Origin of the sequence: Paenirhizobium selenitireducens ATCC BAA-1503 (assembly GCF_000518785.1) — a bacterium.
GTDB classification, from domain to species: domain Bacteria; phylum Pseudomonadota; class Alphaproteobacteria; order Rhizobiales; family Rhizobiaceae; genus Allorhizobium; species Allorhizobium selenitireducens.
The window spans coordinates 34,910-60,381 of sequence record NZ_KI912496.1; the positions used below are offsets into that span (position 1 = coordinate 34,910).

Sequence of the window (25,472 nt, forward strand, 5' to 3'; positions counted from 1 at the left end):
GCCCCCAACCTGGCGCCGGGTGGTCATCCCATGAATTTTCCAGACAGGCAGTGGCCAAGGGCATGAGTATTGAAGCCGAACAGCAGGCGGTCGTCTCCGCGCGTGGTGTCAGGGTCGAGTTCGGCGCGGTCAAGGCGCTCGACGGCGTCGATCTGACGATCCTGCCCGGCGAGGCAGTCGGTCTGGTTGGCCACAACGGCGCCGGCAAGTCGACTATCGTCAACGTCATCAATGGCGGTCTCCCGCCGCACCAGGGCACGATCGCCTATGGAGGCGCGGACGGGGCCGGCGGGATCGCCACAGCGCGCGCCGGCGGCGTGCGATGCGTCTTCCAGGAATTGTCGCTCTGTCCGAACCTCACCATCGTCGAGAACACCCGCGTCATGCATGCGGGGCTTTCCGGCTTCGGCTGGCGCAAGCGGGCGCTGTCGCTGATCCGCGCGAAACTCGACGAGATCTTTCCCGGCAACCACATTGACTGCACGGCGACCGTCGGAGAACTGTCGATCGCCGAGCGGCAGATGGTGGAGATCGCCATCACCTTTGCCGCCGTCACAGACGCGCCGCGGCTGGTGATCCTGGACGAGCCCACCTCGTCGCTCGATGCGGGTCTGGCCGAACAATTGCTCGCCCATGTCCGCCGCTTCGTCGCTTCCGGCGGCGCGGTGCTGCTCATCTCCCATATTCTCGGCGAGATCCTGTCGACCTCCAGCCGCATCGTGGTGATGAAGGACGGCCGGGTCGTGGCCTCGCGGCCGGCGGCCGAATTCACCGTGAACAGTCTCGTGGAAGCCATGGGCAGCGTCGTCAAGGAACGGACCCGCGGCGGCGCCAGGATCAGGACCGAGGCGGATTTTTCGATCGAGCGCGCGCCGCAGGCCGGATCGCCGATCGGCTTCAAGGCGCGCAAGGGTGAGATCATCGGGCTTGCCGGCCTCGGTGGCCATGGCCAGACCGACATGCTGCTCGATCTCTTCCGCGACTACAGCGGCAACTGGTTGCCCGGTCACGGCGATGCGATCGCCTTCGTCGCCGGCGACCGCGCGCTGAACGGCACGTTCCCGCTGTGGAGCATTCTCAAGAACCTGTCGATCGGCAGCCTGCCGCATCTTGCGCGGCTCTGGGCGATCGACGGCGGGCGCGAAACGGCGCTCGGCGCAGACTGGAAGACCCGCATGGAAATACGTACGCCCGACATGGGCAATCCCATTCTCTCGCTGTCGGGCGGCAATCAGCAGAAGGTGCTTTTCGCCCGGGCGCTCGCCACGAAGGCCGAGATTGTGCTGATGGACGACCCGATGCGCGGCGTCGACATCGGCACCAAGCAGGAGGTCTATGCGATCATCAGGGCCGAAGCCGAGGCTGGCCGGACGTTCATCTGGTATTCGACGGAAATGGACGAAATCTGCCTGTGCGACCGGGTCTATGTGTTCCGGGACGGCGCGATCGTCGCCGAACTCACGGATGACGAGATCGACGAAAGCCATGTGCTCGCCGCCTCCTTCTCGGGAGAGGCAGCATGAAGGGTCTCTCTATCAACACGCTGCGACTGATCATCCCGGCGGTCTCGCTTGCGATCCTGCTCGCGGCGGTGTTCTACATTCAGCCGCGCGCCATGAGCTATACCGGGCTCAACCTGCTGTTCAATCTCGCCGTGCCGATCGCGCTCGCCACCATCGCGCAGATGCTGATCATGGCGGTCAACGATCTCGATCTGTCGATCGGAACCTTTGTCAGCTTCGCCGCCTGCGTGACGGCGGTCTACATGCCGACGGAGCCGGTGACTGCGATCGCCATTCTGGCCGCGGCCGTGCTGACCTATGCGGCGCTCGGCATGATTATCCACCTGCGGGACCTGCCCTCGATCGTCGTTACGCTGGGGATGAGCTTCGTCTGGGGCGGGCTGGCCGTCATCATCCTGCCGGCTCCCGGCGGCGAAGCGCCTGTCTGGCTGCGGGCCGTGATGGTGTCCAAGCCGCCCTTCGTGCCGATGGCGATCATCGCCAGCCTGCTGATAGCGCTCGTGGCCCACCTTCTTGTCATGCGCACCACCTTCGGCGTGCTGATGCGCGGCGTCGGCGGCAATGCCCGCTCGGTTGCCCGCGCCGGCTGGTCGGTGCTGTGGATCAAGGGCGCGACCTATGCGGCAGCCGGCTTCTTCGCCATCCTGTCCGGCATCGCGCTGGTCGGTCTCGCCACCTCGGCGGATGCCAACATCGCACTGCGCTATACGCTCCTGTCGATCGCCGGCGTCATCCTTGGTGGCGGCGAGTTCGTCGGCGGGCGCGTCTCGCCGGTCGGGGCGGTCATCGGTGCGCTGACGCTGACGCTTGCCGGTTCGTTCCTCTCCTTCATGCGCATCTCGCCCGACTGGCAGATCGGCGCGCAGGGAGCGATCCTCATCATCGTGCTCGGGCTCAGGCTGGTGCTCAATCGCCGCGGCCAGGAGGAGAAGCAGCCATGACCCGCGTTACCGCTCTCTTCGGCAAGGCCTGGATCTGGTCGTTCGTCGCCGCCATCGCCACCTGGATCGTCACCGTGCTGTTCACCGGCGGGGCCAGCTCGGCCGGGCTCTCCCAGGCTGCGTTCACCTTCGCCGCCTTCTCCGTCATCGTCGGTCTCGGGCAGATGCTGGTCATTACGCTCGGACCGGGCAATGTCGACCTCTCTGTGCCGGCCACGATGACGCTGTCGGGCACCATTGCGCTCAAGCTGATGGACGGCCAGGATTCGCTGATCCTCGTCGGCTTTCTCGTCGCCATCCTGATCGGCGTGGTCATCGGCGTGCTGAACTATGCGCTGATCAAGCTGCTCAGGATCCCGCCGATCATCGCCACGCTGTCGATGAGCTTCATCGTCCAGTCCTCGGCCATCTGGTACAATCGCGGCCTCAGGGTCAAACCGCCGGAAGTGCTGGCCCAGTTCACCACCTCGACCAGCTTCGGCATTCCCAATATTGCGCTCGTCGCGCTGCTGCTTTCCGTCGCCGTCTGGTGGCTGCTGGATAGGGCGATTTTCGGCCGCTGGATCTCGGCGATCGGCCAGAGCCGGTTCGCCGCCCGCATGGCCGGTATCCCTGTCGACGGCTCGCGCCTCCTGACCTACGTGCTCTGCGCGGTGCTGGCGGCGGTCTGCGGCTATCTGCTGGCGAGCTTTTCCGGCGGGGCGGCGCTCAACATGGGTTCGGAATACCTGCTGATGTCGATCGCCGTGGTGGTCATCGGCGGTTCGGCGGTCGCCGGCGGAAATTCCAACGTTCCGGGCATCTGGGGCGCCTCGCTCTTCATGTTCCTGGTCGTCTCGATGCTCAACACCTATGGCTTCGGCGCCGGCATCCGCCTGATCCTGACCGGCCTCATCATCATCACCGTGATCCTGGTCGCGAGCCGACCGCCGCGGGGATCAAGATGAAGAACCACCTCCTCCAATTCCACAGGTCTGCGGAACGACTGCCATGACGACTGCCCCTTCATCGATCTACGAGATCCACGACCCGCGCTTCCGCCACCTGATCGTCGTCAGCGCCGAACTGGAGGAACTGTATTCCGGTTGCCGCTGGGCGGAAGGTCCGGTCTGGTTCGCCGATCTCAACTGCCTGCTGTTCAGCGACATTCCCAACCAGCGCATGCTGCGCTATTCGCCGGGCCATGGCGTATCGGTGTTCCGCGAGCCGTCGAACTTCGCCAACGGCAATACGCGCGACCGCCAGGGACGGCTCGTTACCTGCGAGCATGGCGGCCGACGCGTGACGCGGACGGAAATCGACGGAAGCATCACGGTGCTGGCCGACCAGTTTGGCGGCAGAAGGCTCAATGCCCCGAACGACGTCGTGGTCAAGTCCGACGGCAGCGTCTGGTTCAGCGACCCGACCTACGGCATCCTGTCCGACTACGAAGGCTACAAGGCCGAACCGGAATTGGCGCACCGCAACGTCTTCCGGCTCGATCCGCAGAGCGGTGCGCTTTCCGCCGTCGTCGATGATTTTCGCCAGCCCAACGGTCTTGCCTTTTCGCCCGACGAGAAGCGGCTCTATGTTGCCGATTCCGCGCAGAGCCACGACGAGACGGCGCCGAGCCATATCCGCGTCTTCGACGTCGTCGACGGCTCGCGCCTGACAAACGGGCGGGTGTTCTGCAATCTGGACAATGGCATTCCGGACGGTTTTCGCGTCGATACCTTGGGCAATGTGTGGACCAGTGCGGGCGACGGCGTGCATTGCTTTGCGCCGGACGGCACGCTGCTCGGCAAGATCCTGGTGCCGCAGACGGTGGCGAACCTGACCTTCGGCGGGCCGCGCCGCAACCGGCTGTTCATCACCGCGACGCGTTCGCTCTATGCGGTCTATACGACGGCCAGCGGCGCCCAATATCCATGAGGCGCGCCCGCGATGGCGGGCGCCAGACCTGAAACCTCCGCATAGTCTCTGCCAGGGAGCCCGGCCATGACCACTGCCGTTTCGCCGATCATCATCCTGAATCCCGCCGACGACGTGGGCGTCGCCCGCAAGGTGATCCCGGCCGGTGCGCCGGCAGGGCCGGAAGGCCTGTTTGCCAGGGTCCAGATCGGCCGCGGCCACAAGATCGCGCTGCGTTCCATCGCCAAGGGCAAGGAAGTCCTGAAGTTCGGCCAGGTGATCGGGGTTGCGTCGGAACCGATCGAGGCCGGCGACCATGTGCATCTGCACAACCTCGAAATGATCGATTCGCAGCACGCCTACGAGTTCGGCGGTGTCGCCGGCCCGGTCCTGCTGCCGGAGGCCGAGCGGCGCACCTTCATGGGCTTCAATCGCGGCGCCGGCGGCATCGGCACCCGCAACTACATCGGCATCATCTCTTCGGTGAACTGTTCGGCGACAGTCTCGCGTTACGTGGCGGAGCATTTCAACCGGCATCACGGGCTTGAGGGTTTTCCCAATGTCGATGGCGTGGTCGCGCTGACCCATGGGGGCGGCTGCGCGATCAATACCAAGTCCGAAGGCTACGAGATCCTGACGCGCACCATCCAGGGCTATGCCCGTCATCCGAACTTCGGCGGTATCCTGATGATCGGGCTCGGCTGCGAGACCAACCAGATCGCGCCCATCCTCGAGCACTACAAGCTCGTCGAAGGCGCGCTGCTGAAGACCATGACGATCCAGCACACCGGCGGGACCCGCAAGACCATCGACGCCGCCTGCGAGGCGATCAAGGAGATGCTGCCGATCGTCAATGCCGTTGGCCGCACCGAACAGCCCTTGTCCGGCATCAAGCTGGCGCTCGAATGCGGCGGCTCGGATGGCTATTCCGGCATTTCGGCCAATCCGGCGCTCGGCGTTGCCTCGGACCTTCTGGTGCGGAACGGCGGAACCTCGGTGCTGGCCGAAACGCCGGAGATCTACGGGGCCGAACATCTGCTGACCCGCCGCGCGGTCAGCCCCGCCGTGGCTAGGAAGCTGCTCGACCGTATCGAGTGGTGGCGCCAATACACCGCCCGCAACGGCGACGAGCTCAACAACAATCCCTCCTTCGGCAACAAGCTCGGCGGGCTCACCACCATTCTGGAAAAATCCCTCGGCGCAGTCGCCAAAGGCGGGTCGATGCCACTTTCGGCGGTCTACGAATATGCCGAGATGGTGACCGAACCCGGTTTCGTCTTCATGGATACGCCCGGCTATGATCCGGTTGCCGTCACGGGCCAGGTGGCGGGCGGCTGCAATGTCATCTGTTTCACCACCGGCCGCGGGTCGGTCTCCGGCTTCAAGCCGGCGCCGTGCATCAAGATCGCCACCAATTCCGAAATGTACCGCCACATGGAAGAGGACATGGACCTCAACTGCGGCGACATCGTTACCGGCGAGGATACGATCGAGGCGGCCGGCCGGCGGATCTTCGAGGAGGTGATCGCGGTCGCTTCCGGCAAGAAGACGCGCAGCGAGGAATTCGAATACGGCGACAACGAATTCGTGCCGTGGCAGGTCGGCGCCGTAACCTGAGCAAGGGACGGATACCGGCAGTCGCGGCTGTCCTCCCGCCTCGCGTCCTCTATAGTCCCGCGAGGTGTGCTTCGTGCCGTGGTGACGGGGAGGAGACACACGAAAGGAAATCGGGAGTAGTGACTTGAAAAATCCGCTGTTCAGCCTTGAAGGCAAGACCGCCCTCGTGACCGGTTCATCGCGTGGGTTGGGCTTGGCGATCGCCACGGGGCTCGCCGAGGCCGGTGCGCGGCTGGTGCTGAACGGCATGGATGCCGACCGGCTGGCGAAAACAGCGGACGTCCTGCGTTCGCAAGGGCATGTCGTCCTCGTCGAACCCTTCGACGTCACCGACGAAGCCGCCGTCGTTGCAGCCTTCCAGCGTCTCGACGCCGAAGGTGTCCCGATCGACATTCTCGTCAACAATGCCGGCATCCAGCTGCGCAAGCCGCTCGTCGAGCTTGAGGCCGCGGAATGGCGGCGGGTGATCGATACCAACCTGACCAGCGCCTTCTTCGTCGGCCGCGAGGCCGTCAAGCGCATGATCCCGTGCGGGCAGGGCAAGATCGTCAATATCGGCTCGCTGATGAGCGCCTTTGCCCGCCCGACGGTCGCACCCTACACAGCGGCGAAAGGCGGCATCAAGCTCCTGACCCAGTCGATGGCGGCCGAGTGGGCCGAGTACGGCATCCAGGCCAATGCCATCGGTCCGGGCTACATGCTGACCGACATGAACGAGGCGCTCACCAGCAATCCGCAGTTCGATGCCTGGGTGAAGGGGCGCACGCCCTCGCGCCGCTGGGGGCGCCCGGAGGAACTGGTGGGAGCCGCCGTCTTCCTCGCCTCGTCCGCTTCCGACTATGTCAACGGCCAGATCATCTATGTCGATGGCGGCATGAGCGTCGTGCTCTGAGGCGCAGAAACGCCGCCGAACCTGAGGTATCGGCGGCGTCGAGGATGTCGGTGTTACTTGTCAGGCGGCGCGGCGGGGCAGTTTCCAGTTCGGCCGCGGGAAATGGCAGGTATAGCCGTTCGGAATGCGCTCCAGATAATCCTGGTGCTCCGGTTCCGCTTCCCAGAAATCACCGACGGGCTCGACCTCGGTCACCACCTTGCCGGGCCACAGGCCTGACGCGTTCACGTCGGCGATGGTGTCCTCGGCCACGCGCTTTTGCTCGTCGCTGGTGTAGTAGATCGCCGAGCGATAGCTCATGCCGACGTCATTGCCCTGGCGGTTCGGCGTGGTCGGGTCGTGGATCTGGAAGAAGAATTCCAGCAGGTCGCGGTAGCTGATCTTCGAGGGATCGAAAGTGATCTCGATGCCTTCGGCGTGGGTGCCGTGGTTGCGGTACGTGGCGTTGGCCACGTCGCCGCCGGTATAACCGACGCGGGTGGCGAGAACGCCGGGCATCCTGCGGATCAACTGCTGCATGCCCCAGAAGCATCCGCCAGCCAGTACGGCGCGTTCGGTGTTTGTCGTCATGCCATCCTCCTTCGGTGTGGGTTCCGCCCTTAGATGGGGCTCGCGGCCCGCAACGTCAAACGCGCGGGCCGCAGGGCACGAGGATGTGATCGCGGAAAGGCGCCCGCGACCCGTTGGACGTCAGTGGTTGTGACGCGGCGGCGTCCTGGCGATCTGGCGGAAGTCGTCCGCGCCCTTGATCGTCGCGCCCTCGGAGAGCTGCGTGACGGTCTGGCGATAGATCCGCTGCCAAGGAGTCGCGTCGGCGGGCACCTTGGGGATGCCTTCGCCCTTGCGACGCTCGATTTCGGCCTCGTCCACCAGCATGTCGCAGCGACCCTCGTTGAAGTCGATGCGGATGATGTCGCCGGTCCTCACCCAGGCGAGACCGCCGCCGGCCGCACTTTCGGGCGAGGCGTTGAGGATCGACGGGCTGTCGGCGGTGCCGGACTGGCGGCCGTCGCCGATCGTCGGCAGGCTCATGATGCCCTTCTTCAGCAGGTGATCCGGCGGCTGCATGTTGACCACTTCGGCGGAGCCCGGCCAGCCGAGCGGACCGGCGCCGCGGATCACCAGGATCGTGTTCTCGTCGATGTCGAGTTCCGGATCGTTGATGCGCTTGTGGTAGTCCTCGGAGCCGTCGAACACGACGGCCTTGCCGTCGAACACGCCTTCCCTGCCGGGTTCGCACAGATAGCGCTCGCGGAAGCCTTCCGACACGACGCTCATCTTCATGATGGCGAAGTCGAACAGATTGCCCTTCAGCACCAGGAAGCCGGCGCGTTCGCGCATCGGCGCGTCGTAGGGCTTGATGACCTCGCGGTCGTCGGATTCGCGGCCCTGCAGGTTTTCGGCCATGGTCTTGCCGGTGACCGTCGGACAGGCTCCGTCGAGCTTGCCGGCTTTCAACAGTTCCCACATGATCGCCGGCACGCCGCCGGCGCGGTGGAAGCGCTCGCCGAGATAGGCGCCGGCCGGCTGCACGTTGGCGAGCAGCGGAATGTCGAAGCCGTGCACCTGCCAGTCGTCCGGATGAAGCTCGACACCGGCGTGCTTCGCCATGGCGGCGAGATGCGGCTGGGCATTGGTCGAGCCGCCGATCGCCGAATTGACCTTGATGGCGTTGAGGAAGGCGGCCCGGGTCAGGATGTCGGACGGCTTGATGTCCTGAAGAACCAGTTCGACGGCGCGACGGCCGGTGCGATAGGCCATCTGGCCGCGCTCGCGGTAGGCGGCCGGAATGGCGGCGCAGCCAGTCAGCGACATGCCGAGCGCTTCGGCCATGGCGTTCATCGTCGATGCCGTGCCCATGGTGTTGCAGTGGCCGACCGAGGGTGCCGAATCGAGCGCCGCCTCAAGGAATTCTTCACGGGTGATCTCGCCCGCGGCAAGCTTGCGGCGCGAGCGCCAGATCACGGTTCCGGAGCCGACGAGGTCTCCGTCATGCCAGCCGTCGAGCATCGGGCCGCCGGAGAAGACGATGGCCGGCAAATCGACGGTGGAGGCCGCCATCAGCGCCGAGGGCGTGGTCTTGTCGCAGCCGGTGGTCAGCACCACGCCGTCGAGCGGGTAGCCGTAGAGGATTTCGACCAGACCAAGATAGGCGAGGTTGCGGTCGAGGGCTGCCGTGGGCCGCTTGCAGTTCTCGAACAGCGGATGGGTCGGGAACTCGATCGGGATGCCGCCGGCATCGCGAATGCCGTCGCGCAGGCGCTTGGCGAGGTCGAGATGGTGGCGGTTGCAGGGGTTGAGGTCGCTGCCCGACTGGGCGATGCCGATGATCGGCTTGCCCGAGCGCAGCTCTTCCGGCGTCGTGCCGTAGTTCATGAAGCGCTCGAGATAGAGCGCTGTCAGATCGATATGGTCGGGATTGTCGAACCAGTTCTGCGAGCGCAGGCGTCGGCCGGTCTTGTTTTCTTCGCTCATTGGTTCTCCTCCCGCTGGCGATGATTGATCTTTTCGAGATGCAGCAGCAGCCCACTATGGTCTTTCTCGCCGCCGCCGTCTGCGACGAATTGGCGGAACTCGTCGCGCACCATGGCGGTGAGCGGCAGCTCGAGGCTGAACAGGTCAGCCATGGCGGCGACCGCGTCGAGGTCCTTCAGCTGGAGCCGCGACGGGCCGCCCGGCGCGAAGCTGCGGTTCACCATTCTGCCGCCATGCAGGTCGAGAATGCGGCTTTCGGCAAAGCCGCCGCGGATCGCGTCGCGGAACTTTTCGCGGCTCGCGCCGCCGGCCTCGACGAGGATCATGGCTTCAGCGACCGCACCGATGGTGATCGCGACGATCTGCTGGTTGGCGAGCTTGCAGATCTGACCGGCGCCCGAGGGGCCGACATGGGTCACGCGTCCAAGCGCTGCAAAGACGTCAGCGAGGCTGTCGACAATGGCCGCATCGCCGCCCGCCATGATGGCGAGCGTACCCGCTTCGGCGCCGACCACGCCGCCGGACACGGGGGCATCGATGTGGTGCACCTGCCGCTTGCGCAGCGTTTCGGAATGCTCGCGGGCGATCGGCGGGGCGATCGACGAGGTGTCGACGACGATGGCGCCGGGCTTCAAAGCATCGGCGACGCCCTGGTCGAACAGAACATCCGTCACCGCCTTGCCGTCGCTCAGCATGGTGAAGACGATGTCGGCACCGCGCACGGCGTCGGCAGCCATCAAGGAAACAGTTGCGCCGTCGGCAGACAAGGCGTCCGCCTTGGACGGGTCCCGGTTCCAGACGGTGACGGCGAGGCCGACCTTGAGAAGACGACGCGCCATCGGCGCGCCCATCAGGCCGGTGCCGAGAAAGGCGATCCGGCGCGAGCCCCGACCTGTGCTGGCGGGGGAGCTCACAGCTTTCCTCCCAGTTCGTCTTCGATGTGCACACGGATGATCTCGTCGAACGAGGTTTCGGCGGTGAAGCCGAGCTCGCGGGCGCGCCTGGCCTCGAAGCCCGGCGCCCAACCGGCGCACATGCGCATGATCATCTCGTCCGGTTCGCGGCGGATGAGATTGACGGCCTTGTCGCCGGCAACGCGCCGCAGCGCCTCGATCTGCTCACCGACGGTGGCGCTCAGGCCCGGCATGGAGAGGTTGCGGCGCGGGCCGACCTTGTCGACATCGATCGTCGCGCCGTGGATCAAGAAACCGACGGCCGAGCGCGGCGAGGCATGCCAGTGGCGCACGTCGTCGGAGACGGGAAGCACGGCTTCCAGGCCGACCAGCGGTTCGCGCAGGATGTTGGAGAAGAAGCCGGAGGCAGCCTTGTTCGGCTTGCCCGGGCGGATGCAGATCGTCGGCAGACGGATGCCGATGCCGTCGAAGAAGCCGCGGCGCGAATAGTCTGATAGCAGGAGCTCGCAGATCGCCTTCTGGGTGCCGTAGCTGGTGAGCGGCGTGGTGTGGAATTCGTCCGGGATCGGATAGGGCAGGGGCGCGCCGAAGACGGCGATCGACGAGGTGAAGACGACCCGCGGCTTGTAGCCGTCCTGGCCGTTGGCGACGCGAATGGCGTCGAACAGGTAGCGCGTGCCGTCGAGATTGATGCGATAGCCTTTTTCGAAATCCATCTCGGCCTCGCCGGAGACGATGGCCGCGAGATGGAAGATCGCGTCCGGACGGCCGGCAATCAGGCGCTCCGCTTCACCGGGTGTCGAAAGATCGACGGTTTCCAGCGTCACCTTGCCGGCAAAACCGGCCGGAGCGTCGGGCGTGACCACGTCCACCAGGGTCATGGCCTCGATCGCCTTGCCGCCGAGCGCGCCGTCGCGCGCCAGGCGATCGGCGAGTTTGCGGCCGACCATTCCCGCGGCGCCGATGATCAGGATATGCATGGATTTCCTCCTCCTGCAGGGCCTGCCGTTCCGATTTGACGAATGACAAGCCGCTCAAAACAAATATTGTAAGGTTGTCTGATAACCTTATATGATAGGTTTGAAAACAGAATTATTGGCAATCCCCACCGTCGACGCTAGCAGAGTTCGTCGGGGTCGGGCACTTGGAGAATGCGACCTTGATCGGACGGAGCGGAGCGGTAGCGGCGGCAGCGGATGACCAGCAGGAGGCGCTCGTTCGAGCGCTTGGCCCGGACATGGTTCTGGTCGGTGATGAGGTCGGGCGCTATTGCCGCGACTGGCACGGCGACGTGACGACCGGTGCGGTTGCTGTCCTGAGGCCACGGTCCACCGACGAGGTCGCGGCCGCCGTCAGGGCTTGCGCGTCGCTCGGCCTTTCGATCGTTCCGCAGGGCGGTAATACCGGCCTGGTGCTCGGCGCCGTTCCGGACCGGCCGGACAGCCAGGTGGTGCTCAGCCTCGAACGCATGACGGCGATCCGGCGCATCGACGCGGATGATTTCTCCGCCGTGGTCGAGGCCGGCTGCATTCTCTCGGAATTCAAGGATGCGGTGGGGCGCGAGGGCATGTTCTTCCCGCTGGCGCTCGGCGCGCAGGGTTCGTGTCGGATTGGCGGCAATGTCTCCACCAATGCCGGCGGCATCAATGTGCTGCGCTATGGCATGACCCGGGAGCTGGTGCTCGGCCTGGAAGTCGTGCTGCCCGACGGCACGGTCTTCGACGGACTGTCGACGCTGCGCAAGGACAATCGCGGCATCGATCTCAAGCAGCTTTTCATCGGCGCCGAAGGCACGCTCGGTATCATCACGGCCGTCTCCGTCAAGCTCATGCCGGAACCCGACCGGGTGGCAACCGCGCTTGTCGGCCTCAATGCCCTTGACGATGCCATCGTTCTCTATCGCCGTGCGCGCCGCGATTGCTGTGATTTGCTGTCGGCCTTCGAGTTCATGCCGCCCTTGGCCTTCGTGCTCGCCCGCGAGGCGATCCCCGATCTTGCAATGCCGATGGCCGGCGACTACCCGGCCTATGTGCTGATGGAGATCTCCGGCTCTGGCCTCGTCGACATCGACGACCTGATGGAGCGTTTCCTCGGCGGCGTGATGGAGGAAGGGCTGGTGGCCGACGGCGTGATCGCCACGTCGAAGGGCCAGGCGCGCAATCTGTGGCTCTTCCGCGAAGGTATGAACGAAGGGCAGGCAAAACGCGGCCCGCATCTGCGGACGGATATTTCCGTTCCTCTTTCGCGGCTTGCCGATTTCGTCCGTGATGCCGAAGCCGCGGTTGCCGCCGCTCTGCCGGATTGTGTGAGCGTGTCCTACGGCCATGTCGGCGACGGCAATGTGCACCTGAACGTGCTGCCGCCTGCGGGGCTTTCGCCGGAGCAGTGCGCCGCGCAGATCTACCAGGCCAAGGTAGCCATCAACGTGGTGCTCGACGCCTATCACGGGTCGATCAGTGCGGAGCATGGCATCGGACGGTTGAAGAAACCGGATTTCGACGTGCGGCTGCCCGCGGTTCAGCGCCAGTTGCTGACCGCGATCAAGACTGCCATCGACCCTACCTTCGTCATGAATCCCGGTTGCCAATTGAATTTCGTGCAGAATTCCTAGAAAACCGCCGGGGGCTACAAGGAGACGGGGCAGCATGTCGGTGGATTTCGGTCATATCAGGCGCAATGAGCATTTGCCGGCGCGCATCGCGGCGCAGATCGGCCGCGATATTGCCGAGGGCCGCATCCTGCCTGGCGAGAAACTGCCGACCGAGCACGTTCTGGCCAAGGGCTTCGGTGTCAGCCGCTCCGTTGTGCGCGAGGCGATCGCCCAGCTCCGCAACGAAGGGCTCGTCGAGACGCGGCAGGGGGTAGGCGCTTTCGTCACCGAACAGCGTGCCCGGCAATCGATCCGGATCGAGCAGGACGACCTGCACGACCGCGAGAGTTTCCGGGAGCTGTTCCAGCTGCGTCTGCCGCTGGAAATCGAGGCGGCGGGGCTGGCGGCGGTCCATCACGACCAGAGCGACCTGGACAAGCTGGACGAGACGCTGGCGGCGATGACGGGCGCGGACAAGTGGACCGATCAGGGCATCGTGGCCGATCTCGCCTTTCACCGTATCCTGGCTGCGGCCACCCGGAACGAGTATTTCACGCTGTTCATCGGCTTCATCGCCGAACGCATCAGCCTGGCGATCAATGCGGCTCGCGCCGCGGCCGTGCTCGAGGAAATTGTCGAGGTGACCATCGCCGAGCATCTGGCCATCCGCGAGGCCGTCGCCAGCCGCGACCCGAAACGGGCGCGCGAAGCGATGCGCCGCCACCTGCTCGGAGCCACCGGCCGTCTCGGTCTTGAGCTCGAATCGTATTGAACAAGGCGTCGCCGCGTTCGTTTGCCCGGCGCGGCCGCTGATGAATTTCTTCTGAATTCGAATTCAGTCGGGAAATCTGTTTCGGCGCTGGACAGCCGGAAAGAGTCCGACTAAAACGTTTCAGCATTGTTGTCAGACATCCTGACAATAGGGCAAGGTGGGCTGGAGGGCGCACCTGCAGACTTTGAACGGGGGAGGTACGTTTTGGGTTCCACGCATTCGCTAAGCGCCGCGCAGATTTTGCCGGATGACGCCGCCGAGGCCTTGCTGGTCGGGCGCGTGTGGTCGAAGGCGGTCGATGGGCCATGCCCGGTCCTCGTGCGCAATGGCCGCCTGCTGGACCTCTCGCCGCTGTCCGCCACCGTTTCATCTCTTCTGGAAATCGAGGATGTAGCTTCCCGTTTGAAGGGGGCGAGCGATCTTGCCGAACTCGGCTCCCTCGATGATTTCCTCTCCGGCCAAGCCGGTGAACTGCTGGCGCCGGTCGACCTGCAGGCGATCAAGGCCGCCGGGGTGACCTTTGCCGACAGCATGCTCGAGCGGGTGATCGAGGAGCAGGCCAAGGGCGATGCCTCGCGTGCCCTGGACATCCGCAAGCGTCTGGCGCCGGTTCTCGGCGACAGCCTGCGTGGCGTCGTCGCCGGCTCCGAACAGGCGGCCCGCGTCAAGGCGCTGCTGCAGGACATGGGCCTCTGGTCGCAATATCTCGAAGTCGGCATCGGTCCGGATGCGGAGATCTTCACCAAGGCTCAGCCGATGTCGGCGGTCGGCTGCGGCGCGCTGGTCGGCATCCACCCCATTTCCGAGTGGAACAATCCTGAGCCGGAAGTCGTGCTCGTGCTGCGCTCCAGCGGCGAAATCGTCGGCGCGACGCTCGGCAACGACGTCAACCTGCGCGACGTCGAGGGTCGCTCGGCCCTGCTGCTCGGCAAGGCCAAGGACAACAATGCCTCCTGCTCGATCGGCCCCTTCATCCGCTTGTTCGACACGTCCTTCGGGTTGGATGAGCTTGGGCGCGTGCGGGTGTCTCTCAAAGTCGAGGGCAAGGACGGTTTCGAGATGACCGGCGAAAGCCCTATGGAGGCGATCAGCCGCAAGCCTGCGGATCTCGCCCGCCAGCTCATCAACCGCAATCATCAATATCCGGACGGCGCGGTGTTGTTCCTCGGCACCATGTTCGCCCCGGTCAAGGACCGGCGCGGCGCGGGCCAGGGCTTCACCCACGAGCTCGGCGACCGCGTGGAGATCGCCACGCCCAAGCTTGGCCGCCTCGTCAATTGGGTGGAGCGCACCGATGCCTGCCCGCCCTGGACCTTCGGCACGAAGGCACTGATCCGCAACCTGGCCGCTCGCGGCCTGCTCGACAAGGTGTGAGGGGACTGACCATGCAAAGGGCAATCGACACGTTCTATCGCATCCTCGAGATGCTGCTGATCTTCTTCCTGTCGGCGATGGCCTTGATGGTCTTCGTCAACGTCATCATGCGCTATGCGATGAATTCGGGCATCGTCGCCTCGGAAGAACTGTCGCGCTATTTCTTCGTCTGGCTGACCTTCACCGGGGCGGTCGTCGCCTTCCGGGAACATGGTCACCTGGGCATCGAGACGGTCGTGATGTTCCTCTCCCGCCGAGGACGGATCATCTGCATGATCCTGTCCAACATCATCATCCTAGCCTGCTCGGTAATCTTCTTCTGGGGTACCTGGAAGCAGTTTCCGATCAACGCCAGCATGAAGGCGCCAGTCACTGGCCTGTCGATGATCTGGGTCTATGGCATCGGTCTGTTCACCGGCGGCGGCATGGCGATCATCGCCTTCGAACGGCTGATCCGTCTGCTGACCGGTCGCGTGACCGACGAAGAAATCGCTGCTTTCGCCGGCGAAAACCTCACTCTCGAACAGCTGGCGGAGCGTACCTGATGACACTTCTCGTCTTTATCGGTTCGCTTCTCGGAGCGATGGCGATCGGTGTTCCGGTTGCCTTTGCGCTGATCTTCTGCGGCGTGGTGCTCATGTCCTACATGGGCATGTTCAACACCCAGATCATCGCCCAGAACATGATCGCCGGGGCCGATACCTTCACCCTGCTCGCCATTCCCTTCTTCATCCTCGCCGGCGAACTGATGAATTCCGGCGGCCTGTCGCGGCGCATCATCGACTTTGCCATCGCCTGTGTCGGTCATATCCGTGGCGGCCTCGGCATCGTCGCGATCATGGCTTCGATCATCATGGCCAGCATATCCGGTTCGGCCGCTGCCGATACCGCGGCGCTCGCCGCGATCCTGCTGCCGATGATGGCCAAGGCCGGCTACAATGTTCCCCGTGCAGGTGGCCTCATTGCGGCCGGCGGCATCATCGCACCGGTTATTCCGCCGTCGATGGCCTTCATCGTCTTCGGTGTGGCCGCCAACGTGTCGATCACCCAGCTGTTCATGGCCGGCATCGTGCCGGGCATCATGATGGGCATTTCGCTGGTGGTCGCCTGGCTGATCGTCGTGCGCAAGGACAATGTCCAGCCTTTGCCGAAGGCGCCGATGAAGGAACGCCTGACCGCAACCGGCCGTGCGGCCTGGGCGCTTGGCATGCCGGTCATCATCCTTGGCGGCATCAAGGCCGGGATCATGACGCCGACGGAAGCTGCTGTCGTCGCCGCTGCCTATGCGCTTTTCGTCGGCATGGTCATCTACCGCGAACTGAAGCCGAAGGACCTGCCGCATGTCATCCTGCAGGCGGCGAAGACGACCTCGGTCATCATGTTCCTGGTGTGCGCCGCACTCGTCTCGGCCTGGCTGATCACGGCCGCGAACATCCCGGCGGAGATCGCCGGCTACATCGAGCCGCTGATCGACCGTCCGATGCTGCTGATGTTCGTGATCATGATCCTCGTGCTGGTGGTCGGCACGGCGCTCGACCTGACGCCGACGATCCTGATCCTGACGCCGGTGCTGATGCCGATCATCAAGCAGGCGGGTATCGATCCGGTCTATTTCGGCGTGCTGTTCATCATGAACAACTGCATCGGCCTGATCACCCCGCCGGTCGGCGTCGTGCTCAACGTCGTGAGCGGCGTCGCCAAGATCCCGCTCGGCAAGGTCACGACGGGCGTCTGGCCGTTCCTGCTCGCCCAGACGATCGTGCTCTTTCTCCTGGTCCTGTTCCCGGACCTCGTGCTCGTACCCGCCCGCTGGCTGCACTGACAGCCCGCAGGCCCGACTTCTCGCTCAACCATCCATGGGAGGATAATATGAGAAAACTGCTTCTGACCACCACTGCCATCGCCTTCGCCTGCTCGGCCGCTGCTCCGGCTTTCGCCGAGTTCTCCGAGCGCAACATCCGCGTCTCGAACGGCATCAATGCCGACCATCCGGTCGGCAATGGCATCAAGGCCATGCAGGCCTGCCTGGACGAGAAGTCCGGCGGCAAGCTGAAGCTTACCGCCTTCTGGGGCGGCGCGCTCGGCGGCGACCTTCAGGCGACCCAGGCCCTGCGCTCGGGCGTGCAGGAAGCCGTCGTCACCTCGTCCTCGCCGCTGGTCGGCATCGTGCCGGCGCTCGGCGTCTTCGACCTGCCGTTCCTGTTCGCCAGCGCCGACGAAGCCTACAAGGTTCTCGACGGTGACTTCGGCGACCAGATGAACAAGAAGCTCGAGGAAGCCGGTCTCGTGAACCTGGCCTACTGGGAAAACGGCTTCCGCAACCTGTCGAACTCGGTTCGCCCGGTCAACAAGTGGGAAGACTTCGAGGGTATGAAGGTTCGCGTCATGCAGAACAACATCTTCCTCGATACCTTCCAGAATCTCGGCGCCAATGCCACCCCGATGGCCTTCGGCGAAGTGTTCTCGGCGCTGGAAACCAAGGCGATCGACGCGCAGGAAAACCCCTATGTGACGATCGACACTTCGAAGTTCTACGAAGTGCAGAAATACGTCACCGAGACGAACCACGCCTATACGCCGTTCCTCTTCCTGTTCTCGAAGGCGATCTTCGATACCTATGCACCGGAAGAACAGGCAGCCCTTCGTGATTGCGCCATGGTCGGCCGTGACGAAGAGCGCAAGGTCATCCAGGATCTGAACAAGAAGTCGCTGGAGAAGATCAAGGCCGAGGGCATCGAGGTCAACGTGCTGTCCGCGGAAGAACAGGCTCGCATTCGCGAGAAGTCGATGATCGTCTACGACAAGCACAAGGCCGAGATCGGCGCCGACGTTGTCGACGGCATCCTCGCCAAGCTGGCCGAGATCCGCAAGTAAGCGGTACGGGTACGACGGAGAGGCGGCCGTGCTCCTTCACGGCCCCTCCCAAACCAGGAAAGCCCGCGACGGTTGTCGCGGGCTTTTTTTGATCAGAGCGACTTGAGCTTCACAACGCGTGTACGAAAAAAGGGCCACTTCGTCCGAAGCGGCCCTTTTGTCATTCTCACCACGGTTCTCGTCGTGGGACTCAAGGCACGTCGAGCGGGCGATCCGGTTGGCGGCGCTTCAACTGCTGTTCGCGGAAGAAGATGAACATGCCGGAGCCGACGATCAGGGCTGCGCCCAGCATCATGGTGAGGCGCGGCACGTCGCCGAAGAACATCCAGCCGAACAGGATCGCCCAGAGCAGCAGCGTATATTGCAGCGGGGCTACGGTCGCGGCATCGGAGATCTTCAGCGCGCGGTTGACCAGCATATGCGCGCCCATGGCGACGACGCCGAGCAGTCCGAGCAGGGCCAGTTCGGAGGCCGAGGTGAGCGGCGTCCAGTCGAAGGGGGCAAAGACCAGTCCCGCAAGACCGGCACCGCCCACCTGGAACAGGACCAGCGTCTTGTCCGGCGTGCCGCGCAGGCTGCGGCCGGAGAGCAGCATGAAGGCGAAGGCGAAGGTGCCGAGGATGGAGATGATCGCCGGCATGGTGAACATGGCGCTCGATGGCTCGAGCGTGATGATCACGCCCACGAAGCCGACGAAGATCGCGCTCCAGCGGCGCCAGCCGACCTTTTCGCCGAGCAGGAGCGGCGAGGCGGCGGCGACGTAGATCGGAGCGGCCAGCCAGTAGGTCATGACGTCGGCAAGCGGCAGATACATGACCGCGTAGTAGAAGCAGAACACCTCCAGGGTCGAGAAGACCACCCGGGCGAACTGCATCAGCGGCCGCTCGGCCTCGAAGACCGGCTTCTTGCCGGCGCGCCAGAGGAAGGGTGCCAAGATCAGCAAGGCGGCAATGCTGCGAATCAGGATGACCTGGCCGAGGCCGTAACTGGCGACCAGCCATTTGCCCATGGCGTCGTTCAGCGCGAACATCAGCATACCGAGCAGCATGACCGCCGGACCCGCCATGGCCCGGTAGCGGCCGCCGCCAAGGGCTGTTTCAGTGGTATTGGACATTGATGCCTTCTTCCATCGGATAGGTGCGGCGTTCAGAGGCTGGACGCGTCGGAGATGCGGCGCGAGACCGTAAAGGCCCGCTCGAGTTCGGGGTTGAGCTCCATGCCAAGCCCCGGACCGGGCGGCACCGTTATCATGCCGTTCTTCACTTCGGGAAGAGCGGTCACCAGATCCCGATACCAGGTGCGGTAGAAGGCGCGCACGCTTTCCTGCACAAGCGCGTTCGGCGCGTTGAGCGACAGATGCGTCGAGGCGCAGAGCACGACCGGGCCGGTGCAGTCATGCGGCGCGACCGGCAGGTGCCAGGCTTCGGCCATGGCGGCGATCTTGCGGGCTTCCGACAGGCCGCCACACCAGGAAATGTCCAGCATCACCACGCCGGCCGCACCGGTCTCGAGATAGTCGCGGAAGGCCCAGCGCGAGCCCAGCGTCTCCGAGGCGGAGATGGGAGCGGGGGAGACCTCGGCATAACGCTTGAGGCTCGACAGGCTGTCCATCTTGATCGGATCCTCGTGCCAGAAGGTCTGGTACGGGGTGAGCGCCTTGGCGATCTGCATGGCCGGCAGCAGCTGCCACATGGAGTGGAACTCGACCATGATGTCCATCTTGTCGCCGACGGCGGCACGGATCTTCTCGAAGGGCTGCAGCGCCTGCTTCAGATCCGGCATGGAGATGTACTGGCCCCGGGTCTTCTCGGCTGCGGCGTCGAAGGGCCAGATCTTCATCGCCGTGATCCCTTCTTCGAGAAGGGACTGGGCCAGTTCGTCGGCGTGATGGAGAAAGCCGTTCAGGTCGTCATAGTCGCGGCCTTCGGCGAGCCCGTAATTGGCGGTTGTCTGGCCGGTCGCCTTCTTGATGTATTCGGTGCCGGCGCAGGTATTGTAGGTGCGAATCTCGCGGCGGGTGAAGCCGCCGAGAAGCTGGGCGATCGGCTGGCCGGTCGCCTTGCCGAACAGGTCCCAGAGCGCGATGTCGAAGGCCGAATTGCCGCGCACCTCGGCGCCCGACGAACGAAAGCCGAGATAGCCGACGAGGTCGGCGGACAGCCGGTCGATCTCCAGCGGATCGCGGCCGATCACGCGCGGCGCGATGTATTCGTGCACATAGGCTTCGACCGTCTCCGCGCCGAAGAAGGTTTCACCGAGGCCGGTCAGTCCCTCGTCGGTGTGGACCAGCAGCCAGAGCAGATTGGCGCGCTCGGCAACGCGCACCGTTTCGAGGCGGGTGATTTTCATGGGGCTCCTCCGGGGGCTTGCCGCCCTTGTGGTCGAGGCGCCGGATCGCGTCTCCTCCGGATCCGGCGCCTTTCAGGTCAGTGTGCGGTCAAACGTCGGCTTTGAATGTCTGCTTCTGGGATCCCAGCCCGTCGATGCCGAGTTCGACGACGTCGCCGGGTTTCAGGTAGCGCGGCGGCTTCATGCCCATGCCGACGCCGGGGGGCGTGCCGGTGGAGATGACGTCGCCGGGATGCAGGCTCATGAACTGGCTCAGATAGGAGACGAGGAAGGCGACGCCGTAGACCATGGTGGCCGACGTGCCGTTCTGCATCTTTTCGCCGTTGACGGTCAGCCACATGGACAGGGCCTGCGGATCGGCGATCTCGTCCTTCGTCACCAGCCAGGGACCGATCGGGCCAAAGGTGTCGCAGGACTTGCCCTTGGTCCACTGGCCGGCGCGTTCCGTCTGGAAGGCGCGCTCGGAGACGTCATGGGAAACGCAATAGCCGGCGACATAGTCGAGGGCCTCGGCTTCCGAGACATATTTTGCCGTCTTGCCGATGACGACGCCGAGTTCGACCTCCCAGTCGGTCTTTTCCGAGCCGCGCGGGATGAGCACGTCGTCGTTCGGGCCGACGATCGCCGAGGTCGCCTTCATGAAGATGACGGGTTCGGGCGGCACCGCCATGCCGCTTTCGGCGGCGTGGTCGGAATAGTTGAGGCCGATGCAGATGAACTTGCCGGTGCCGGCAACGCAAGCGCCGATGCGGGAGGCTTCAAGCTCGGGCAGCGAGTTGAGGTCGAGGGCGGCGATCTTCGAAAGCCCCTCGGGCGAGATCGCCGCGCCGCCGATATCGGTCACATGGGCGGAGAGATCGCGGATCTTGCCGTCCCGGTCGAGAATGGCGGGCTTTTCCTGGCCGGGCTGTCCGACGCGCATCAGTTTCATGGGGGTGTCCTTTCCAGAAGAATTAGATGGTCCAGCCGCCGTCGATGGCGAAGGCCTGGCCGGAGGTATAGGTGGCGCCGGCGATGTAGACGGCAAGATCGGCGATCTCTTCCGGTGTACCGAGCCTGCCCATGGGCTGGCGGGCGATGAAGGCGGCGCGGGCGGCGTCATAGTCGCCCTGGGCACGCATGCGGTCCTGCAGCGAGGGGCTCTCGACCGTGCCGGGGCAGATGGCGTTGACGCGGATTCCTTGCGTCACATAGTCGGCGGCGACCGACTTGGTGAGGCCGATCACGGCGGCCTTGGTGACGGTGTAGGCGCAGCGGTTGGGCACGCCCTTCACCGAGGATGCGACCGAGGCCATGTTGATGATCGAACCCGAACCGCGCGCCAGCATGGCGGGCAGGACGGCGCGGATGGTGCGGATCATGGCGCGCACATTGAGGTCGAAGGCGAAGTCGAGATCGCCGGCCGTCATGTCCATGACGGTGCCGCCATGGACGACGCCGGCGCAGTTGAACAGGATGTCGAAGGGCCCGGTCTCGGCGACGATCGCCTCGACGGCTTCGTCCTTCAGCACGTCGAGCACGCGCGTCTCGAGCATGAGCCCTTCCGCTTTCGCCTCGGCCGCCAGGCTGTCGAGCGCTTCCGCATTGATGTCGGTGGCAACCACGCTTGCACCGGCGCGGGCAAAGGCCAGCGCACTCGCACGCCCGATCCCTTGGCCCGAGGCCGTGATCAGGGCTTTCTTCTCGCTCAGCGACGCCATGATGAACGCCTCCTCCATCTTGTCATGTTGTCAGACTTCTTTGTTCAACGGTCGACAATGTGACTGCGATCGGTCGCAAGCACAACCTTTTTTCGCGGCGATTCGCCTGCTTTTTCATCAAACTTCATCGACGGCAGGTAGGGAATCGTCCCTGGCCGTCGCCGGGGAGGCGGCTCCCCGTGCCCTCAGGCGAGAGAAGCCAGCATGCCCTTCAGTTCTTCGAGCAGGGAGGCCTGCACAGGAATGCCACGGCTTTCGTTGCGGGTGCGGGCCTCGTAGCGGCGCTGCGAGGGCAGGCGGGCGCCTTGGCCGGTGATGGCGGCGAACATGTCTTCGGCCCGGCGCATGTGCTCTTCCATGCCGCCGCCGAGGAAGACCTTCGGATCGAGTGCGAGGATCAGTTCGCCGTGGCACGGGGCCGCGCCTGCACCATCGTCGAAGGCCATGGATTCGGCGCTCGTCATGTCGGCGATCAGCGGGCCGGCCATCAGCTCGATCATGGCCGAAAGCGCCGAGCCCTTGTGGCCGCCGAAGGTGAGCATGGCCCCCTCCATCGCCTTTGTCGCATCGGTCGTGTCATTGCCGTCGCTGTCGATCGCCCAGCCGAGCGGGATGGGCTTGCCGGCGCGGCGATGCAGTTCGATCTCGCCGCGGGCGGCGGCGCTGGTGGCGAAGTCGAAGACGAAGGGGTGGGAGGCGGCGCGCGGCCAGCCGAAGGCGATCGGATTGGTGCCGAAGACGGGCTTCGTGCCGCCGGCCGGCGCCACCCAGCTGTGGCTCGGCGTCATGGCGAGCGCCACGAGTCCGGCTTCGGCGATCTGTTCGACTTCCGGCCAGAGCGCCGAGAAATGATAGCAGTGATTGATCGCCATGGCGGCAATGCCGAGGCGGCTGGCCTTTGTGATCAGTTCGGGCAGGCCTTCCCGGAAGGCGAGCAGGGAATAGCCGAAATTGGCGTCGACCTTGACGATGCCGGGTGCCGAGGCGTCGACCGTCGGCACGGCCTTCGGATCGACCTTGCCCTTGCGCACCGTCGCCACGCAACCGAGCAGGCGCCACAGACCGTGCGAGTAGCATTCGTCGCGCTGGGCGGAGACGACGGACTTTGCGATCGTTTCGGCATGTCCTGCGGAAAGCCCGGCCGCGAGAAGGATGTCGGTTGCGAGGCGCCTGGCGTCTTCGAGCGGGAGGAATTCGAGATCCTGGGACATGGGATGCTTCCTGTCGGGTTGGAAAGAAAAGGGCCGCCAGCGCGATGCGGCTGGCGGCCCGGAGTTCTGCAGGACGGGCCGGATGCGGCTCAGGCGGCCTTTGCCGTCTTCGACGGACGGGTGGCGGCAGCCTTTTCGACCATGGCGGTGATCTCGGCGCGACGGGCGCCCTGAAGGATCATGCGCGGCATGCGGACGCGTTCGGAACCGCGGCCCATGATCTGCTCTGCGAGCTTGATGGTCTGGACCAGGTCGTGCTCGGCGTCGAGATGCAGGAGCGGCATGAACCAGCGGTAGATGCGGCGGGCTTCTTCCCAGTCGCCGCGGTCGACGGCGGCGACGAGCGCGACCGATTCCTGCGGGAAGGCGCTGGTGAGGCCGGAGACCCAGCCCTTGGCACCGAGCATCATGCCTTCGAGCGCCACGTCGTCGAGGCCGGCGAAGATGTCGAAGCGGTCGCCGAATTCATTGAGGAGGTCGGTGAAGCGACGGGTATCGGGTGCGCTTTCCTTGACGGCCTTGATGTTCCCCACGCCTTCGAGCGCGCGGAGCACGTCCGTGCCGATGTTGACGCGGTAGGCCGGCGGATTGTTGTAGAGCATGATCGGCAGCGAGGTTGCCTCGGCGACCGTCTTGAAATGGGCGACCAGTTCTTCCGGCTTCGGCACATAGACCATGGCGGGCAGCAGCATCAGGCCGTCGGCGCCGGCCTTCTCCGCGTCGCGGGCATAGGCGACGGCGCGGCGCGTGTCGAATTCGGAAACGCCGGTGATGACCGGAACGCGGCCGGCGACGACCTCGACGGCACCCTTGAGGATGGCGCGCTTCTCATCCGGGTCGAGCGAGTTGTTCTCGCCGCAGGTGCCCATGACGATCAGGCCGTGCACGCCGTCGTTGACCAGCGCGTCCTGCACCCGGCGGGTGTTTTCGAAATCGATCGACAGGTCTTCGTTGAATTGGGTCGTTACAGCGGGAATGACGCCGCGCCAGCCAGTGGTCATCGCAATCTCCTTGGGTTGGTGTGATATATCAGTATACAATTTGTCGACAGGAGGCAAGGTGGGGCTGCGGGTATTTTTTGTGACCCAGACCGCGTTCACCTTGCCGGGTACAAGACCTTCACCAAGTGGGGCGCGCAGATGGTATCGCCACCGTGGATGCGAGCGATCAGGCGAAGGGCTCGGTGGGACCCTTGGCGGGCGTGGTGAACCAGTCAGGCCCGGCCTCGGTCATGTGGATGTGGTCTTCGAGGCGAATGCCGAACCGGCCGGGCACGACGATCATCGGCTCGTTGGAAAAGCACATGCCTGCTTCGAGAGGGGTGCTGTTGCCGCGGACGATATAGGGCTCCTCATGGATCTCGAGGCCAAGCCCGTGGCCGGCGCGGTGGGGCAGGCCGGGCAGCGCGTAATCCGGCCCGAGACTGTGGCGGACGAGGACGGCACGGGCGGCGGCGTCGAGGCTTTCGCAAGGCGCGCCGAGACGCGCGGCGTCGAACACGGACTGCTGCGCCTCCCGCTCGATCGCCCAGATCCGGGCGAAGTCGGCAGGCGGCTCGTCGAGCATGTAGGTGCGGGTGAGGTCGGAATGGTATCCGTCGATGCGGCAGCCTGTATCGACCAGGATGACATCGCCCGGCTTGTAGGTCTGGTCACCGTCGGCCCCGTGCGGCAGGGAGGTCGCCTCGCCGAACGAGACGATGCAGAAGCTCGAGCCGCCTTCGGCGCCCAGCGCGCGATGCTGGTCGTCGATGAAGCGGATGACTTCGGAGGCGCGGATGCCGGGTTTGATCAGGGCGTGGACGCGCCTGTGGACCTCAAGCGTGAGGTTCATGGCGTATTGGATGATGGCGATTTCGCTCTCCGACTTGCGCAGCCGCTGGCGGCGGATGATCGGTCCGCCGTCTATCAGGCGCTCTGGGCCGAACTGGCGGGCCAGCGCATGATAGACGAAGAGCGGCAGGGCGTCGTCGAGCGCCAGTTGCTGGTCTGGACCAAGCAGGGCAGCGACGAGCGCGGCGCTGCTTTCCTCTTCCTGCCAGACATGGATTTCGCCCGGCAGGTGGGGAATGCTTTCGACGCGGCTGAGCTCGAAGCCCGGAACGATGTAGTGCAGGGCGGTCGGCGTGACCACGGCGCCGACCAGGCGCTCGCTCTGATGCCAGACGAGGCCGGTATAGTAGCGCAGGCTTTCGGTCGAGCCGAGCAGGACCGCACCGATCCGTTCTTCGGCCAGCACCGCCCGCAGGCGGGTCAGCCGCTGGGAGCGCTCCTCATTCGAGATCGGGGCCGGGAAAGGGTGGGCATTCATCGTGTGTTCCTCTTCGATGAAAATGGTGGGGCGGTCCATC

General features: G+C 64.8%; 22 protein-coding genes and 1 pseudogene. 12 read left to right on the forward strand and 11 right to left on the reverse strand.

Annotation, left to right across the window (positions count from 1 at the left end; translation table 11 throughout):
- Window positions 1-62 precede the first annotated feature (62 nt).
- The 6 genes from L867_RS0123730 to L867_RS0123755 all read left to right on the forward strand — a co-directional run bounded on the left by L867_RS0123730 (window position 63) and on the right by L867_RS0123755 (window position 6,863).
- The gene (locus tag L867_RS0123730; protein WP_028739149.1) at window positions 63-1,523 is read left to right on the forward strand and encodes a sugar ABC transporter ATP-binding protein; all 1,461 of its coding nucleotides are present in this window, start codon (window positions 63-65) and stop codon (window positions 1,521-1,523) included.
- Window positions 1,520-2,464 (forward strand): ABC transporter permease, encoded by a 945-nt coding sequence (locus L867_RS0123735; protein WP_028739150.1) that lies wholly within the window; start codon window positions 1,520-1,522, stop codon window positions 2,462-2,464. The genes L867_RS0123730 and L867_RS0123735 overlap by 4 nt, the downstream gene beginning before the upstream one ends.
- Window positions 2,461-3,411, forward strand: coding sequence for an ABC transporter permease (locus L867_RS0123740; RefSeq protein WP_028739151.1), 951 nt, complete (start codon window positions 2,461-2,463; stop codon window positions 3,409-3,411). The genes L867_RS0123735 and L867_RS0123740 overlap by 4 nt, the downstream gene beginning before the upstream one ends.
- A 43-nt stretch (window positions 3,412-3,454) precedes the next feature.
- Complete coding sequence (locus tag L867_RS0123745) at window positions 3,455-4,375, forward strand: SMP-30/gluconolactonase/LRE family protein (protein ID WP_028739152.1); 921 nt, start codon at window positions 3,455-3,457, stop codon at window positions 4,373-4,375.
- Between the two features lie 66 nt (window positions 4,376-4,441).
- Entirely contained in the window at window positions 4,442-5,971 is a 1,530-nt protein-coding gene (locus L867_RS0123750; RefSeq protein WP_028739153.1) for a UxaA family hydrolase, read from the forward strand.
- Between the two features lie 124 nt (window positions 5,972-6,095).
- Complete coding sequence (locus L867_RS0123755) at window positions 6,096-6,863, forward strand: SDR family oxidoreductase (protein WP_028739154.1); 768 nt, start codon at window positions 6,096-6,098, stop codon at window positions 6,861-6,863.
- Window positions 6,864-6,923: 60 nt separating this feature from the next.
- Here the strand turns inward: L867_RS0123755 and msrA are convergent, their stop codons facing one another.
- The 4 genes from msrA to denD form a co-directional block, all read right to left on the reverse strand.
- Window positions 6,924-7,433, reverse strand: a complete 510-nt coding sequence (msrA, locus tag L867_RS0123760) for a peptide-methionine (S)-S-oxide reductase MsrA (RefSeq protein ID WP_028739155.1) — start codon at window positions 7,431-7,433, stop codon at window positions 6,924-6,926.
- A gap of 120 nt (window positions 7,434-7,553) precedes the next feature.
- Window positions 7,554-9,338 (reverse strand): IlvD/Edd family dehydratase, encoded by a 1,785-nt coding sequence (locus L867_RS0123765; protein ID WP_028739156.1) that lies wholly within the window; start codon window positions 9,336-9,338, stop codon window positions 7,554-7,556.
- Window positions 9,335-10,252 carry an NAD(P)-dependent oxidoreductase gene (locus L867_RS0123770; RefSeq protein ID WP_037174424.1) on the reverse strand — a complete coding sequence of 306 codons (918 nt, stop codon included), beginning with the start codon at window positions 10,250-10,252 and terminating at the stop codon, window positions 9,335-9,337. Before L867_RS0123770 ends, L867_RS0123765 begins: the two co-directional genes overlap by 4 nt.
- On the reverse strand, window positions 10,249-11,232 hold the full coding sequence (gene denD, locus L867_RS0123775; RefSeq protein ID WP_028739158.1) for a D-erythronate dehydrogenase: 984 nt from the start codon (window positions 11,230-11,232) through the stop codon (window positions 10,249-10,251). The genes L867_RS0123770 and denD overlap by 4 nt, the downstream gene beginning before the upstream one ends.
- 182 nt (window positions 11,233-11,414) lie before the next feature.
- Here denD and L867_RS0123780 point away from each other — a divergent pair, with 182 nt between their 5' ends.
- From L867_RS0123780 to L867_RS0123805, 6 genes are all read left to right on the forward strand, one after another.
- Window positions 11,415-12,863: an FAD-binding oxidoreductase gene (locus L867_RS0123780; RefSeq protein ID WP_232364007.1), complete on the forward strand. Its 1,449-nt coding sequence runs from the start codon at window positions 11,415-11,417 to the stop codon at window positions 12,861-12,863.
- 34 nt (window positions 12,864-12,897) lie between these two features.
- On the forward strand, window positions 12,898-13,614 hold the full coding sequence (locus L867_RS0123785; RefSeq protein ID WP_028739160.1) for a FadR/GntR family transcriptional regulator: 717 nt from the start codon (window positions 12,898-12,900) through the stop codon (window positions 13,612-13,614).
- A gap of 204 nt (window positions 13,615-13,818) precedes the next feature.
- On the forward strand, window positions 13,819-14,988 hold the full coding sequence (locus tag L867_RS0123790) for a fumarylacetoacetate hydrolase family protein (protein ID WP_028739161.1): 1,170 nt from the start codon (window positions 13,819-13,821) through the stop codon (window positions 14,986-14,988).
- Window positions 14,989-14,999: 11 nt separating this feature from the next.
- Window positions 15,000-15,533, forward strand: coding sequence for a TRAP transporter small permease (locus tag L867_RS0123795; RefSeq protein ID WP_028739162.1), 534 nt, complete (start codon window positions 15,000-15,002; stop codon window positions 15,531-15,533).
- A complete protein-coding gene (locus tag L867_RS0123800; RefSeq protein ID WP_028739163.1) occupies window positions 15,533-16,810 on the forward strand; it encodes a TRAP transporter large permease in 1,278 nt (425 codons plus the stop codon). The genes L867_RS0123795 and L867_RS0123800 overlap by 1 nt, the downstream gene beginning before the upstream one ends.
- 47 nt (window positions 16,811-16,857) lie before the next feature.
- Window positions 16,858-17,862, forward strand: a complete 1,005-nt coding sequence (locus L867_RS0123805; RefSeq protein WP_028739164.1) for a TRAP transporter substrate-binding protein — start codon at window positions 16,858-16,860, stop codon at window positions 17,860-17,862.
- Between the two features lie 190 nt (window positions 17,863-18,052).
- On the opposite strand, the gene L867_RS0123810 is transcribed toward L867_RS0123805, so the two are convergent.
- The 7 genes and pseudogenes from L867_RS0123810 to L867_RS0123840 form a co-directional block, all read right to left on the reverse strand.
- Window positions 18,053-18,976 carry a DMT family transporter gene (locus L867_RS0123810; protein ID WP_408606006.1) on the reverse strand — a complete coding sequence of 308 codons (924 nt, stop codon included), beginning with the start codon at window positions 18,974-18,976 and terminating at the stop codon, window positions 18,053-18,055.
- Window positions 18,977-19,008: 32 nt separating this feature from the next.
- Window positions 19,009-20,223: pseudogene (locus tag L867_RS0123815) on the reverse strand (mandelate racemase/muconate lactonizing enzyme family protein); the annotation flags it as partial.
- A 76-nt stretch (window positions 20,224-20,299) separates the two neighbouring features.
- Window positions 20,300-21,142: a fumarylacetoacetate hydrolase family protein gene (locus L867_RS0123820; protein WP_028739167.1), complete on the reverse strand. Its 843-nt coding sequence runs from the start codon at window positions 21,140-21,142 to the stop codon at window positions 20,300-20,302.
- 22 nt (window positions 21,143-21,164) lie between these two features.
- On the reverse strand, window positions 21,165-21,911 hold the full coding sequence (locus tag L867_RS0123825) for an SDR family oxidoreductase (RefSeq protein WP_037174456.1): 747 nt from the start codon (window positions 21,909-21,911) through the stop codon (window positions 21,165-21,167).
- Between the two features lie 185 nt (window positions 21,912-22,096).
- Window positions 22,097-23,122, reverse strand: coding sequence for an Ldh family oxidoreductase (locus L867_RS0123830; RefSeq protein ID WP_028739169.1), 1,026 nt, complete (start codon window positions 23,120-23,122; stop codon window positions 22,097-22,099).
- A gap of 89 nt (window positions 23,123-23,211) precedes the next feature.
- Window positions 23,212-24,123, reverse strand: coding sequence for a dihydrodipicolinate synthase family protein (locus L867_RS0123835; protein WP_028739170.1), 912 nt, complete (start codon window positions 24,121-24,123; stop codon window positions 23,212-23,214).
- A 166-nt stretch (window positions 24,124-24,289) separates the two neighbouring features.
- A complete protein-coding gene (locus L867_RS0123840) occupies window positions 24,290-25,432 on the reverse strand; it encodes a M24 family metallopeptidase (protein WP_028739171.1) in 1,143 nt (380 codons plus the stop codon).
- Window positions 25,433-25,472 lie beyond the last annotated feature (40 nt).

What these genes read in the sequence shown, in the direction of transcription:
- L867_RS0123825 (WP_037174456.1), bottom strand. Translation starts at nt 21,911, where the DNA reads ATGGCGTCGCTGAGCGAGAAGAAAGCCCTGATCACGGCCTCGGGCCAA.
- L867_RS0123735 (WP_028739150.1), top strand. Translation starts at nt 1,520, where the DNA reads ATGAAGGGTCTCTCTATCAACACGCTGCGACTGATCATCCCGGCGGTC.
- L867_RS0123785 (WP_028739160.1), top strand. Translation starts at nt 12,898, where the DNA reads ATGTCGGTGGATTTCGGTCATATCAGGCGCAATGAGCATTTGCCGGCG.
- L867_RS0123835 (WP_028739170.1), bottom strand. Translation starts at nt 24,123, where the DNA reads ATGACCACTGGCTGGCGCGGCGTCATTCCCGCTGTAACGACCCAATTC.
- denD (WP_028739158.1), bottom strand. Translation starts at nt 11,232, where the DNA reads ATGCATATCCTGATCATCGGCGCCGCGGGAATGGTCGGCCGCAAACTC.
- msrA (WP_028739155.1), bottom strand. Translation starts at nt 7,433, where the DNA reads ATGACGACAAACACCGAACGCGCCGTACTGGCTGGCGGATGCTTCTGG.
- L867_RS0123820 (WP_028739167.1), bottom strand. Translation starts at nt 21,142, where the DNA reads ATGAAACTGATGCGCGTCGGACAGCCCGGCCAGGAAAAGCCCGCCATT.
- L867_RS0123730 (WP_028739149.1), top strand. Translation starts at nt 63, where the DNA reads ATGAGTATTGAAGCCGAACAGCAGGCGGTCGTCTCCGCGCGTGGTGTC.
- L867_RS0123795 (WP_028739162.1), top strand. Translation starts at nt 15,000, where the DNA reads ATGCAAAGGGCAATCGACACGTTCTATCGCATCCTCGAGATGCTGCTG.
- L867_RS0123830 (WP_028739169.1), bottom strand. Translation starts at nt 23,122, where the DNA reads ATGTCCCAGGATCTCGAATTCCTCCCGCTCGAAGACGCCAGGCGCCTC.
- L867_RS0123740 (WP_028739151.1), top strand. Translation starts at nt 2,461, where the DNA reads ATGACCCGCGTTACCGCTCTCTTCGGCAAGGCCTGGATCTGGTCGTTC.
- L867_RS0123840 (WP_028739171.1), bottom strand. Translation starts at nt 25,432, where the DNA reads ATGAATGCCCACCCTTTCCCGGCCCCGATCTCGAATGAGGAGCGCTCC.
- L867_RS0123745 (WP_028739152.1), top strand. Translation starts at nt 3,455, where the DNA reads ATGACGACTGCCCCTTCATCGATCTACGAGATCCACGACCCGCGCTTC.
- L867_RS0123805 (WP_028739164.1), top strand. Translation starts at nt 16,858, where the DNA reads ATGAGAAAACTGCTTCTGACCACCACTGCCATCGCCTTCGCCTGCTCG.
- L867_RS0123800 (WP_028739163.1), top strand. Translation starts at nt 15,533, where the DNA reads ATGACACTTCTCGTCTTTATCGGTTCGCTTCTCGGAGCGATGGCGATC.
- L867_RS0123750 (WP_028739153.1), top strand. Translation starts at nt 4,442, where the DNA reads ATGACCACTGCCGTTTCGCCGATCATCATCCTGAATCCCGCCGACGAC.
- L867_RS0123765 (WP_028739156.1), bottom strand. Translation starts at nt 9,338, where the DNA reads ATGAGCGAAGAAAACAAGACCGGCCGACGCCTGCGCTCGCAGAACTGG.
- L867_RS0123810 (WP_408606006.1), bottom strand. Translation starts at nt 18,976, where the DNA reads ATGTCCAATACCACTGAAACAGCCCTTGGCGGCGGCCGCTACCGGGCC.